The 12792-nt window shown below is 41.5% G+C and carries 9 protein-coding genes and 2 rRNA genes; all 11 read left to right on the forward strand.

What is annotated here, in order from left to right:
* Positions 1 to 2346 (forward strand): 23S ribosomal RNA (locus HMPREF1128_RS09955); the annotation flags it as partial.
* 104 nt (positions 2347 to 2450) lie between these two features.
* Positions 2451 to 2566 (forward strand): 5S ribosomal RNA (gene rrf, locus HMPREF1128_RS09960).
* 299 nt (positions 2567 to 2865) lie between these two features.
* Positions 2866 to 4503 (forward strand): glutamine hydrolyzing CTP synthase, encoded by a 1638-nt coding sequence (pyrG, locus tag HMPREF1128_RS09965; protein WP_007527080.1) that lies wholly within the window; start codon positions 2866 to 2868, stop codon positions 4501 to 4503.
* A 98-nt stretch (positions 4504 to 4601) separates the two neighbouring features.
* Positions 4602 to 5108, forward strand: coding sequence for a DUF2301 domain-containing membrane protein (locus HMPREF1128_RS09970; protein ID WP_007527070.1), 507 nt, complete (start codon positions 4602 to 4604; stop codon positions 5106 to 5108).
* A gap of 11 nt (positions 5109 to 5119) precedes the next feature.
* On the forward strand, positions 5120 to 5869 hold the full coding sequence (locus HMPREF1128_RS09975; RefSeq protein ID WP_007527071.1) for a ribonuclease T2 family protein: 750 nt from the start codon (positions 5120 to 5122) through the stop codon (positions 5867 to 5869).
* Positions 5869 to 6354 (forward strand): SprT family zinc-dependent metalloprotease, encoded by a 486-nt coding sequence (locus HMPREF1128_RS09980; RefSeq protein WP_007527078.1) that lies wholly within the window; start codon positions 5869 to 5871, stop codon positions 6352 to 6354. The genes HMPREF1128_RS09975 and HMPREF1128_RS09980 overlap by 1 nt, the downstream gene beginning before the upstream one ends.
* 110 nt (positions 6355 to 6464) lie before the next feature.
* Complete coding sequence (locus HMPREF1128_RS09985; RefSeq protein WP_007527058.1) at positions 6465 to 7745, forward strand: NAD(P)/FAD-dependent oxidoreductase; 1281 nt, start codon at positions 6465 to 6467, stop codon at positions 7743 to 7745.
* A gap of 165 nt (positions 7746 to 7910) precedes the next feature.
* Entirely contained in the window at positions 7911 to 9296 is a 1386-nt protein-coding gene (locus HMPREF1128_RS09990; protein WP_010129977.1) for an SLC13 family permease, read from the forward strand.
* Between the two features lie 160 nt (positions 9297 to 9456).
* Positions 9457 to 10632: a phosphoglycerate kinase gene (gene pgk, locus HMPREF1128_RS09995; RefSeq protein ID WP_007527091.1), complete on the forward strand. Its 1176-nt coding sequence runs from the start codon at positions 9457 to 9459 to the stop codon at positions 10630 to 10632.
* Positions 10633 to 10808: 176 nt separating this feature from the next.
* Positions 10809 to 11885 (forward strand): class II fructose-bisphosphate aldolase, encoded by a 1077-nt coding sequence (gene fbaA, locus HMPREF1128_RS10000; RefSeq protein WP_007527100.1) that lies wholly within the window; start codon positions 10809 to 10811, stop codon positions 11883 to 11885.
* Positions 11886 to 11973: 88 nt separating this feature from the next.
* A complete protein-coding gene (locus tag HMPREF1128_RS10005) occupies positions 11974 to 12768 on the forward strand; it encodes an ATP-binding cassette domain-containing protein (protein WP_007527037.1) in 795 nt (264 codons plus the stop codon).
* Positions 12769 to 12792 lie beyond the last annotated feature (24 nt).

Below are 12792 nucleotides of genomic sequence, written 5' to 3' on the forward strand. Positions count from 1 at the left end.
GGGTGACTGCGTACCTTTTGTATAATGGGTCAGCGACTTATATTTTGTAGCAAGGTTAACTGAATAAGGGAGCCGTAGGGAAACCGAGTCTTAACTGGGCGTCTAGTTGCAAGGTATAGACCCGAAACCCGGTGATCTAGCCATGGGCAGGTTGAAGATTGGGTAACACTAATTGGAGGACCGAACCGACTAATGTTGAAAAATTAGCGGATGACTTGTGGCTGGGGGTGAAAGGCCAATCAAACCGGGAGATAGCTGGTTCTCCCCGAAATCTATTTAGGTAGAGCCTTGAGCGGACACCTTCGGGGGTAGAGCACTGTTTCGGCTAGGGGTCCATCCCGGATTACCAACCCGATGCAAACTGCGAATACCGAAGAGTGATACTCAGGAGACACACGGTGGGTGCTAACGTCCATCGTGAAGAGGGAAACAACCCAGACCGCCAGCTAAGGTCCCAAAGTACTAGTTAAGTGGGAAACGAAGTGGGAAGGCTTAGACAGCTAGGATGTTGGCTTAGAAGCAGCCATCATTTAAAGAAAGCGTAATAGCTCACTAGTCGAGTCGGCCTGCGCGGAAGATGTAACGGGGCTAAAACTAGTCACCGAAGCTGCGGCATCAGTAGCAATACTGTTGGGTAGGGGAGCGTTCTGTAAGCGGATGAAGGTGAATCGAGAGGTTTGCTGGACGTATCAGAAGTGCGAATGCTGACATAAGTAACGATAAAACGAGTGAAAAACTCGTTCGCCGGAAGACCAAGGGTTCCTGTCCAACGTTAATCGGGGCAGGGTGAGTCGGCCCCTAAGGCGAGGCTGAAAAGCGTAGTCGATGGGAAACGGGTTAATATTCCCGTACTTGGTATAATTGCGATGTGGGGACGGAGAAGGTTAGGTTATCAACCTGTTGGATGGTTGTTTAAGCCGGTAGGTGGAGCATTTAGGCAAATCCGGATGCTCATAACACCGAGAAGTGATGACGAGGTGCTACGGCACTGAAGTAACTGATACCACGCTTCCAGGAAAAGCCACTAAGCTTCAGATTATACTAAACCGTACTATAAACCGACACAGGTGGTCAGGTAGAGAATACTCAGGCGCTTGAGAGAACTCGGGTGAAGGAACTAGGCAAAATAGCACCGTAACTTCGGGAGAAGGTGCGCCGGCGTAGATTGTAAGGGTTTACCCCTGAAGGTTGAACCGGTCGAAGATACCAGCTGGCTGCAACTGTTTATTAAAAACACAGCACTCTGCAAACACGAAAGTGGACGTATAGGGTGTGATGCCTGCCCGGTGCTGGAAGGTTAATTGATGGTGTTATCGAAAGAGAAGCTCCTGATCGAAGCCCCAGTAAACGGCGGCCGTAACTATAACGGTCCTAAGGTAGCGAAATTCCTTGTCGGGTAAGTTCCGACCTGCACGAATGGCATAATGATGGCCAGGCTGTCTCCACCCGAGACTCAGTGAAATTGAAATCGCCGTGAAGATGCGGTGTACCCGCGGCTAGACGGAAAGACCCCGTGAACCTTTACTATAGCTTGACACTGAACATTGAATTTTGATGTGTAGGATAGGTGGGAGCCTTTGAAGCAGTCACGCCAGTGATTGTGGAGGCGTCCTTGAAATACCACCCTTTAACGTTTGATGTTCTAACGAAGAGTGGAAACACGCTCTCGGACAGTGTCTGGTGGGTAGTTTGACTGGGGCGGTCTCCTCCCAAAGAGTAACGGAGGAGCACGAAGGTTTGCTAATCACGGTCGGACATCGTGAGGTTAGTGCAATGGTATAAGCAAGCTTAACTGCGAGACAGACAAGTCGAGCAGGTACGAAAGTAGGTCATAGTGATCCGGTGGTTCTGAATGGAAGGGCCATCGCTCAACGGATAAAAGGTACTCCGGGGATAACAGGCTGATACCGCCCAAGAGTTCATATCGACGGCGGTGTTTGGCACCTCGATGTCGGCTCATCACATCCTGGGGCTGAAGTAGGTCCCAAGGGTATGGCTGTTCGCCATTTAAAGTGGTACGCGAGCTGGGTTTAGAACGTCGTGAGACAGTTCGGTCCCTATCTGCCGTGGGCGTTGGAGAATTGAAAGGGGCTGCTCCTAGTACGAGAGGACCGGAGTGGACGCATCCCTGGTGTTCCAGTTGTTTCGCCAGAAGCATTGCTGGGTAGCTACATGCGGAAGAGATAAGTGCTGAAAGCATCTAAGCACGAAACTTGCCTTGAGATGAGTTCTCCCAGTCTATAAGACTGTAAGGGTTGTTGGAGACTACGACGTAGATAGGTCTGGTGTGTAAGCGGTGTGAGCCGTTGAGCTAACAGATACTAATTGCCCGAGAGGCTTAACTATACAACGCTCAAGTGTTTTTGGGTGGGAATGAAAGGTTTTGAGGCTTGTTTTTGGTTTTGAGAAGAAGAATAGATAAGATAATGAGATGAATCATGACCGGATATTCCGGCGACCATAGTGCAGTAGTTCTACCTGACTCCATACCGAACTCAGAAGTAAAATGCTGTAATGCCGATGGTAGTGTGGGGCTTCCCCATGTGAGAGTAGGGCATCGCCGGATTGAATAGAGAAAGGACCCCGTTACTGAGTGTGGCGGGGTTTTTGCTTTTTTAGAAGATATGGTCTTAGGTAGAACGGAAGGCTCTCTAATCTCTAGCCTTTAAGTTAGTAATGAGCTCTGAATGGAAAGTAATCTTTTGCAAGATATTTAAAAAATCATACCGCTTGTGAAGTGAGATTTTTCTCAATTGTTAATTTTTATTAGCGAAATGCAGCGTTTTACTGTAAACTGTGTTCCCGTCCTGATGGTTATTACCATTCATTTTATCCATTTCTTTTATTATTTCTAAGGCAAATAAAATGGCAACGAATTATATTTTTGTAACAGGCGGCGTTGTTTCTTCTTTAGGTAAGGGAATTGCAGCTGCGTCTCTTGCATCTATTCTTGAGTCACGTGGTTTAAACGTGACTATCATGAAATTAGACCCTTATATCAATGTTGATCCAGGTACAATGAGTCCAACCCAACATGGCGAAGTATTTGTCACACAAGACGGGGCGGAAACCGATTTAGATTTAGGGCACTATGAGCGTTTTATTCGCTCAAAAATGAGTAAATCCAATAACTTTACTAGCGGTAAAATCTATTCTGAGGTATTACGTAAAGAACGTCGCGGAGATTATCTTGGCGCAACAGTTCAAGTGATTCCACATATTACCAATGAAATCAAAGAACGTGTGATTGAAGGTGGTCAAGGTCGTGATGTTGTGATTGTAGAAGTCGGTGGCACTGTTGGTGACATTGAATCTCTTCCATTTTTAGAAGCATTACGTCAATTAGCTGTAGATGTTGGTCGTGAAAAAACGTTATTTATGCACTTAACGTTGGTGCCTTATATTCCAACAGCAGGTGAAGTAAAAACTAAGCCAACTCAACATTCGGTTAAAGAATTATTGTCTATTGGTATTCAACCAGATGTTTTAATTTGCCGTTCAGATCGTGCAATTCCTGAAAATGAGAAGAAAAAAATCGCATTATTCTGTAATGTGCCAGAACGTGCGGTAATTTCATTAAAAGATGTTGATTCAATTTATCGTATTCCTGAATTATTAAAATCTCAAGGTTTAGATAGCTTTGTCTGCGAGCGCTTCCGTTTAGATTACCCAGAAGCAGACTTATCTGAGTGGGAACAAGTGCTCTATCGCCAAGCTAACCCAACCGGCGAAGTGACTATTGGTATGGTGGGTAAATATGTTGAGTTACCAGATGCGTATAAATCGGTAAATGAAGCATTAAAACACGCTGGCTTAACGAATCGTTTAACGGTAAACATTAAATATATTGATTCACAAGATATTGAGACCAAAGGCGTTGAATTATTAGCAGGATTAGATGCTATTTTAGTTCCGGGTGGTTTTGGTTATCGTGGGGTAGAAGGTAAGATTCGTACCGCACAATATGCGCGTGAGAACAAAATTCCATATTTAGGTATTTGTTTAGGAATGCAAATTGCGTTAATTGAATATGCACGTAATGTGGCAGGTTTAACGCAAGCTAACTCTTCAGAATTTGATAAAGATTGCCCACAACCGGTCGTTGGTTTAATTACTGAGTGGCAAAATGCTGAAGGTGAAATGGAAACTCGTTCAGATGCTTCTGATTTAGGTGGAACAATGCGTTTAGGTGCACAACAATGTCATCTCGTTGAAGGTTCAAAAGCGCGTGAATTATACGGTAAAGAAACGATTGAAGAACGTCACCGCCATCGTTATGAAGTTAATAACGTGTTATTGCCACAAATTGAAGCTGCAGGCTTAAAAGTGACAGGTTTATCGGCAGACCGTAAATTGGTGGAAATTATTGAAGTGCCAAATCATCCATGGTTTGTTGCAGCACAATTCCACCCAGAATTTACTTCAACACCGCGTGATGGTCATCCGTTATTTGCAGGTTTTGTGAAAGCAGCAAAAGCTTACCAAGACAGTCGTAAGGCATAATTGGATAGCATTATCTTTTGACAAGCGGTTGGATTTTGTAAAATTTTTGCAAAATTCGACCGCTTTCTTTTCAACTGTATTCAGGATTTGGAGGCGTTATGGCAGATCCGCATATTCAATCCCCCATGGATTTTTGGGATTATTTAACGGTCAGTATTTATCGTTCGGGCTTTGTATTGGCAACAGTCATGATGTTACTTTTGCCTTACGCAGCGGAAATCGCACAGCAAGGTTTGTTAATAGCTGGCGTGATGCTCGCCTCTTCTGTGCATCTTTATCTTAAACCGTATCGCTATGTTTTCCAATTTGCGGTGTGGATTGGGCTGTTATGTCAGATTTTTGGTTTGCCGTTACTTGCCTTTGGCGCGATGCTGTTTGTCATTGGTGGGTTAAGTTATAAAGAATATTTTTGCTTCCGTGTCTTTGGTTTGAATTTTCAACCTATTCTCATGGCTGGATTATGGATTACATCTGTTTTTGATGTCACGATTGTCGTTCAAATTATTTCTATCATTAGTGGGCTATTATTAGCGGTGCTAAGCATTCAAAAATGGCGTATGCCGTTACATTTTGACATTGGTGATAAAACAAAATATCAAATTTAATTAGGAAAAATATGAGTCAGAAAACAAAAAAAATTATTTGGCAGCTTATTACGTTAATTGGTTTGGTCGTCCTTTATTATTTTGTTGAGAAGAATGAAAAGCATTACCCAAGAGAAGCCGATAAAACGGATGAGCAAGCGATTGTTAGTGTGCAAACACAGGCAAATCTGCCACCAGAAACATTGTTAAAATCAGCCGTGTCAGTGGATTATGACACCAATATGGCAAATGATAAATTTGGTCAGCACAATGCACCAGTTGATTATTATATGTTGGCGCTTTCATGGTCTCCGGCATTTTGTGAATCCACGCGTGAAGCAAACCAAGGCAATGTGCCACAACGCTTACAGTATCAATGTGTTGGGGATAATTTTGGTTGGGTCATTCACGGTTTGTGGCCACAAAATAAAAATGCAAAACGCATTGAAGATCATCCGCGCTTTTGCCAAGGGGATTTACCACCAGTGCCAAGTCAGATTATTCAACAGTATTTGCCTGAAGCCCCAGGTGCAGCCTTATTACAAGGAGAATGGGAAAAGCATGGTGCTTGTGCTTTTAATGATGCAGAAAGCTATTTTAAAAAGCAGCGCGAGTTATTTTATAGTTTGAAACTGCCGAATAAAAATATGCCGAAAAATGAGCTATTTCGTTGGATGCGTAAAAATAATCCACAATTAGACCGCTTGTATTTAGGCGCAAGTAAGACAGAGCTTTATATTTGTTACGATAAAAAATGGCAGCCAATGGATTGTCCCAAATAATGAATTTTCCTGAGCTGAAAATGCAAGTGTTACGTCAGTTAAAACGTGATCTGGCTAAAGCAGAAAATTATTTTAATCGCTCGTTTGATTTGCCAGAAATTAGTTATGCGCTAAAAGGTAAAAAAGCGGGCGTAGCTTATTTACAGACCAATCAAATTCGTTTTAACCCTGTGTTATTGCAAGAAAATGGCGAGCAATTTATTCGCCAGGTTGTGCCGCATGAATTAGCGCATTTGCTGGTTTTTCAGCTTTTTGGACGTGTTCAACCACATGGTAAAGAGTGGAAGATGATGATGGAAACGGTGTTAGGTGTGGCAGCAGAAACCTATCACTGTTTTGATGTTGCGAGTGTGGAAAAGCAATTTGCTTACCAATGCGACTGTCAAATACATCAGCTATCTATTCGTCGGCATAATGCCATATTAAAAGGTCAGCGAACTTACCTTTGTAAGCAATGCCGCCAGCCATTAAGATTTGTTTCTTAAAGTTTGTCGGAAAGTTAAAAAAAAGTTAAAACCTACTAGACATTCTTTGTGAAGCCCTTAAAATTTAAGGCAGTTTTGAGATTTTATTATTTATTTTTCGGAGATTTTTTATGGAAACAATCGTGATTGTAGGCGGTGGCGCTGGCGGTCTGGAGCTTGCGACTTATTTAGGAAACAAACTAGGCAAAAGAAAGCGTGCGAAAGTGCTATTGATTGATCGCAACCCAACGCATTTATGGAAACCTTTATTGCATGAAGTGGCAACCGGTTCATTAGATGATGGTACTGATGCAGTAAGTTATCGTGCGCATGCAGCAAATCATGGCTTCCAATTCCAGCAAGGCACCTTAACTGGCGTTAATCGCGAACAGCGTGAAGTGATTTTAGCCCCGATTGTGGATGAGCAAGGTGAAGAGTTGGTTAAAGAACGCCACATTAGTTATGATAAATTGGTCATTGCAATCGGCAGTAAATCGAATGACTTCGGCACCAAAGGGGTTGCAGAACATTGTATTTTCTTAGATGGTTCTGAACAAGCGAAACAATTCCAACAACGTATGTTGGAGTTATTCTTAAAATTCTCACATAGCCAAGATAAAGATGTAAAAATTGCTATCGTAGGTGGTGGTGCAACAGGTATTGAACTTTCTGCAGAGTTATATAATGCGGTAGCACATTTAAATGAATATGGCTTTGGTAAATTAGATCGCGCTAGTTTGAAAGTAACTTTAGTTGAAGCAGGTCCTCGTTTAATTCCCACATTAACAGAAAAAGTGTCTAATTCAGCACTTTCTGAATTGCGTAAAGCCGGGGTTGATGTACGTTTAAATACGATGATCACTGAAGCTGTTGAGGGCGCTTTGATAACTAAAGATGGTGAGAAGATTGAAGCCGATTTAATGGTTTGGGCAGCAGGAATCAAAGCACCAGATTTTACTAAAGAATTCGGTTTTGAAACCAATCGCTTAAATCAAATTGAAGTTAAAGACACATTACAAACCACAATCGATCCAAATGTTTTCGTGATTGGTGACTGTGCAGCATTGATTCAAGATGGCAAAGCGATTCCACCACGTGCGCAAGCTGCGCATCAAATGGCAACACAATGTGGTAAAAACATTGTCGCTTTATCAGAAGGGAAGGAAATGAAGCCATTCAGATTCCGTGATAAAGGTTCTCTGTTGTCATTCTCTCATTTTGGGACCGTAGGTAACCTAATGGGGAACTTGATGAAGGGGGATATGTTTATTGAAGGGAAAATTGCGCGACTAGCTTACCTTTCACTTTATCGTATGCATCAAGTGGCATTACATGGTTGGTTTAAAACGGGGTTGATTTTATTAGTCGGTCAAATCAACCGTTTCTTACGTCCATCTATGAAGCTTCACTAAAATTTAATCCGCCGTTATGGCGGATTTTTAACACCTTCTTTACAAAATAAGTGATTTTTTGACCGCTTCCCCTCTTTTTTTTCTGTATAAAATCGGATATTGTCGCTTTATCTCGTTAAGAGATGAATATGCAAACCAACCATAACAAATAAAAAAGAGGCAATTATGTCCAAAACTACTAAAAATCCACTCAGAGGGGTGATTATTCTTGCCCTCGATCTCATACTGTTTTTTACTTTGCTCAATACCTTGCCATTTTCAACGCAAGAAAATAGAGGATTGGCATTGTTGATTTTCGTCGGGATACTCTGGCTCACCGAAGCTTTTAATATCACCGTAACCTCCCTGATGGTGCCAATCTTCGCCATTATGCTCAATGTTCTCTCCACCAAGGCCGCTTTTGCGCCATTCTCTGAACCGATTATATTTATGTTCTTTGGCGGATTTGTTATTGCTGCTGTGTTAAATATGCAAAAAATTGACCTGTGGATTGCCAACCACATTATCCGTTTGGCAAAAGGTCGGCTGAAATTAACCATTATTTATCTCTTCATTGTTACCGCTGGGCTTTCTCTTTTCATCAATAATACTGCTGTTGCAGCCCTCATGTTGCCATTAACACTTGGCATTCTTCATCAATTAGATTTTAACCAACATCGTCGAGTTTATGTTTTTGTTCTGTTAGGCATTGCGTTTAGTTCCAGTATTGGCGGAATGGGGACATTAGTTGGTTCCGCACCTAATGCCTTATTAGCTGCTCAAATTAAAGTGAGTTTTTCTGAATGGTTAGCTTATGGGATTCCTGTTGCGGCATTATTGATGGTAGCCATGGTATTCTCTTTATTAGTCGTCTTACGCCCTAATTTTAATGTACCATTTGAAGCCAAAATTGAACATATTCCGCTTAATGCTAAACGTATCGCAACATTACTCATCTTTATTTTGACTGCATTATGTTTAACTTTCAGTAGTTTAATTGAGCCAGTGTTGCGTCAAGCATTAGCCTTAAAAGAACCAATAAAAAGCTTTGATGCGGTCATTGCCATGATTGCTGTGATTGGGCTATGTATCACCAACACAGCAACTTGGAAAGAGGTACAAGAGCGTACTGAATGGGGCGTGTTAATGCTGTTCGGTGGTGGTTTAACCTTAAGTATTGTGTTAAAAGACACTGGTGCAAGCAAAATTTTGGCAGATGGTATTGTGGCATTTGTTGGCAATAAACATTGGCTGATTATGACCAGTATCATGGCTACTTTTATTGTATTCTTAACCGAATTTACCTCGAATACAGCCAGTGCTGCGTTGATGTTGCCGATTTTTATTTCTGTAGCAAACTCTTTGGGTTTACCCCCAATTTCGCTAGCAGCAATTATTGCTTGCGGTGCATCAGCTGCCTTTATGTTGCCGATTGCAACACCACCCAATGCGATTGTATTTGCGACAGGTTATATTAAACAAAGTGAAATGGTGAGAGTAGGGCTATTATTGAACTTACTCTGCATTATCATTTTAGGTTCACTATCTTACTTCTTCTGGATTCATTGGTAGGCTTCATTTGAAGTAAATGTGTGTAAAGCAAGCGGTCGATTATGGTAATTTTTTTACAAAAACTCACAAAATTTGATCTAGGTTAGTCTAATCTACACAAAAAATGGTATAATCAGAACGTATTAGATTTTTAAATTTGATTAAAAAAGAGGAACTCACTATGTCAGTTATCAAAATGGCAGACCTTGATTTAGCAGGTAAACGTGTATTTATTCGTGCAGACCTAAATGTCCCTGTTAAAGATGGCAAAGTTACTTCAGATGCACGTATCCGTGCAACCATTCCAACCTTAAAATTAGCACTCCAAAAAGGTGCGAAAGTAATGGTAACGTCTCACCTAGGTCGTCCGACTGAAGGCGTATTTGAAGAAGTTGATTCATTACAACCAGTAGTGGATTACTTAAACGCCTCTGATTTAGGGGTTCCAGTACGTTTAGTGCGTGACTATTTAGATGGCGTAGAAGTAAAAGAAGGCGAAATCGTTGTTCTTGAAAACGTGCGTGTAAACAAAGGTGAAAAGAAAAACGAAGAAGAATTATCTAGAAAATACGCAGCACTTTGTGACGTATTTGTAATGGATGCATTCGGTACAGCACACCGTGCACAAGCTTCAACTCACGGTGTGGCACAATTTGCACCAGTTGCATGTGCGGGCCCATTATTAGCAGCAGAATTAGACGCATTAGGCAAAGCATTAAAAGCACCACAACGTCCAATGTTAGCGATTGTTGGTGGTTCAAAAGTTTCTACCAAATTAACTGTTTTAGACAGCCTTTCAAAAGTAGCTGACCAACTTATCGTTGGTGGCGGTATCGCAAATACTTTCATTGCGGCTGAAGGTCACAATGTGGGTAAATCTTTATATGAAGCAGATTTAATCCCTGAAGCACAACGCTTATCAAAAGCAACCAATATTCCAGTACCAGTAGATGTGCGCGTGGGTACAGAATTCTCTGAAACTGCACCAGCAGTTGAAAAAGCGGTAAGCGAAGTGGCTGAAAATGAGTCAATCTTCGACATCGGTGATAAATCAGCAGAAGAATTAGCAGCAATTATCCGCAGTGCGAAAACTATTCTTTGGAATGGCCCTGTTGGCGTGTTTGAATTCCCTAACTTCCGCAAAGGTACAGAAATCGTAGCGCAAGCGATTGTTGATGCAACTGCAAATGGTGCATTCTCTATTGCAGGTGGCGGTGATACTTTAGCGGCTATCGATTTATTCGGTATTGCAGATAAAATCTCTTACATCTCAACCGGTGGCGGTGCATTCTTAGAATTCGTTGAAGGTAAAGTATTACCAGCAGTTGAAATTTTAGAACAACGCGCGAAAGGTTAATTTTTAACTCTTACTACTCCCCTCTTTTGTAAAGAGGGGACGGGGGAGATTTAGCACAGAAGTAAAAACGAAGCTCATACGAAAAGTTTAGCATCGTTATCAAATCTCCCCTAGCCCCTCTTTTCTAAAGAGGGGGATCAAAAATCAAATTTTTAATATTTAGAGGAAACAACAAAATGGGTTTATTAGATATCGTAAAACCAGGTGTGGTAACAGGTGATGATGTTCAAAAAATCTTTGCATATGCAAAAGAACATAACTTCGCCATCCCAGCGGTAAACTGTGTGGGTTCTGACTCTGTCAATGCAGTATTAGAAACAGCTGCGCGTGTGAAAGCACCAGTTATCGTTCAATTCTCAAATGGCGGTGCAGCATTCTATGCAGGTAAAGGCATTAAACCAGCTTCAGGTGCGCGTCCAGATGTTCTAGGTGCGATCGCAGGTGCAAAACACGTTCACGCATTAGCCGCTGAATATGGTGTGCCAGTTATTCTTCACACTGACCACGCAGCAAAAAAATTACTTCCATGGATTGATGGTTTATTAGATGCAGGCGAAAAACACTTTGCAGAAACAGGTCGTCCATTATTCTCATCTCACATGATCGACTTATCTGAAGAGCCAATGGAAGAAAACATGGCAATCTGCCGTGAATACCTTGCTCGTATGGATAAAATGGGTATGACCCTTGAAATTGAGATCGGTATCACTGGTGGTGAAGAAGATGGTGTAGATAACTCAGATGTAGATGAATCTCGCTTATATACTCAACCACAAGACGTATTATACGTTTATGACCAATTAAACCCAGTAAGCCCACGTTTTACGGTTGCAGCAGCATTTGGTAACGTACACGGTGTTTACAAACCTGGTAACGTGAAATTAAAACCATCTATCTTAGGTGCATCACAAGAGTTCGTTTCTAAAGAGCGTAACTTACCGGCAAAATCAATTAACTTCGTATTCCACGGTGGTTCAGGTTCATCTCGTGAAGAAATCCGTGAAGCAATCAGCTACGGTGCAATCAAAATGAACATCGATACTGATACCCAATGGGCATCATGGAACGGTATCTTAGAGTTCTATAAGGCGAATGAAGCATATCTTCAAGGTCAATTAGGTAACCCAGAAGGCCCTGATTCACCAAACAAAAAATACTACGATCCACGTGTTTGGTTACGTAAAATGGAAGAGTCAATGTCTAAACGTTTAGAGCAATCTTTCGAAGACTTAAACTGCGTAAACGTATTATAATTTGCTAACTTTTTGCAAATTTTCTTAAAATAAAGACCGCTTGCAAAGGCGGTCTTTTTGATTCTTGAATTTTTTAACTTTTCTCATTATGGCACTATTAGAAGTTGAGCAGTTAAGTAAGCGGTTTATTGAGCATATTGGGCTTTTCCGTAAACAGGATTTCTATGCGGTAAAGGCGGTTTCTTTTACCCTCAACAAACGCGAAACGTTAGCGGTTATTGGCGATAATGGCGCGGGTAAATCTACGCTAGCAAAAATGCTAATTGGTTTAACAGAACCGACTTCAGGTCGTATTGTATTTCGAGGGCAAGAGCTACATTATGGCGATTATCACTTTCGAGCTACAAGAATTCGTATGGTATTCCAGGATCTGAATGAGGCTTTTGACCCTAACCATAACATTGGGCAGATTTTAGATGCTCCGCTTAAATTGGCTACCCATTTACTTGAAGAAGATCGTAATATGAAAATTTTTCAGACATTACGACTGGTTGGCTTATATAAAGAACATGCGCTGATTCCGATTTCAGAAGCTTCTAGCAGTCAAAAACAACGAGTGGCTTTAGCGCGTGCGCTTATTTTAGATCCAGAAATGTTGATTTTTGATGATACGTCGAACTCATTAGATTTCTCTGTAAAAACGCAGTTAGTTAACTTAATGTTGCAGCTGCAACAGCAACTTGGTCTAGCCTTTATTTATGTTGGGCAAAATCTTGGGCTAATTAAACACACGGCCGATAAACTGCTAGTGATGCATGAAGGTGAGGTAGTGGAGTATGGCGAAACAAAACAGATTTTACTTTCTCCCCAACATTCGATTACAGAGCGTTTAATTGAAAGTTATTTCGGGAAGAAATTGACTGAAGAAGCTTGGGCACCTTAATATAAAAGAAAAATGACAATAAAA

It is taken from the genome of Haemophilus sputorum HK 2154, from assembly GCF_000287615.1.
Classification (GTDB): Bacteria; Pseudomonadota; Gammaproteobacteria; order Enterobacterales; family Pasteurellaceae; genus Haemophilus_A; species Haemophilus_A sputorum.

What these genes read in the sequence shown, in the direction of transcription:
- pyrG (WP_007527080.1), top strand. Translation starts at nt 2,866, where the DNA reads ATGGCAACGAATTATATTTTTGTAACAGGCGGCGTTGTTTCTTCTTTA.
- HMPREF1128_RS09970 (WP_007527070.1), top strand. Translation starts at nt 4,602, where the DNA reads ATGGCAGATCCGCATATTCAATCCCCCATGGATTTTTGGGATTATTTA.
- HMPREF1128_RS09975 (WP_007527071.1), top strand. Translation starts at nt 5,120, where the DNA reads ATGAGTCAGAAAACAAAAAAAATTATTTGGCAGCTTATTACGTTAATT.
- HMPREF1128_RS09980 (WP_007527078.1), top strand. Translation starts at nt 5,869, where the DNA reads ATGAATTTTCCTGAGCTGAAAATGCAAGTGTTACGTCAGTTAAAACGT.
- HMPREF1128_RS09985 (WP_007527058.1), top strand. Translation starts at nt 6,465, where the DNA reads ATGGAAACAATCGTGATTGTAGGCGGTGGCGCTGGCGGTCTGGAGCTT.
- HMPREF1128_RS09990 (WP_010129977.1), top strand. Translation starts at nt 7,911, where the DNA reads ATGTCCAAAACTACTAAAAATCCACTCAGAGGGGTGATTATTCTTGCC.
- pgk (WP_007527091.1), top strand. Translation starts at nt 9,457, where the DNA reads ATGTCAGTTATCAAAATGGCAGACCTTGATTTAGCAGGTAAACGTGTA.
- fbaA (WP_007527100.1), top strand. Translation starts at nt 10,809, where the DNA reads ATGGGTTTATTAGATATCGTAAAACCAGGTGTGGTAACAGGTGATGAT.
- HMPREF1128_RS10005 (WP_007527037.1), top strand. Translation starts at nt 11,974, where the DNA reads ATGGCACTATTAGAAGTTGAGCAGTTAAGTAAGCGGTTTATTGAGCAT.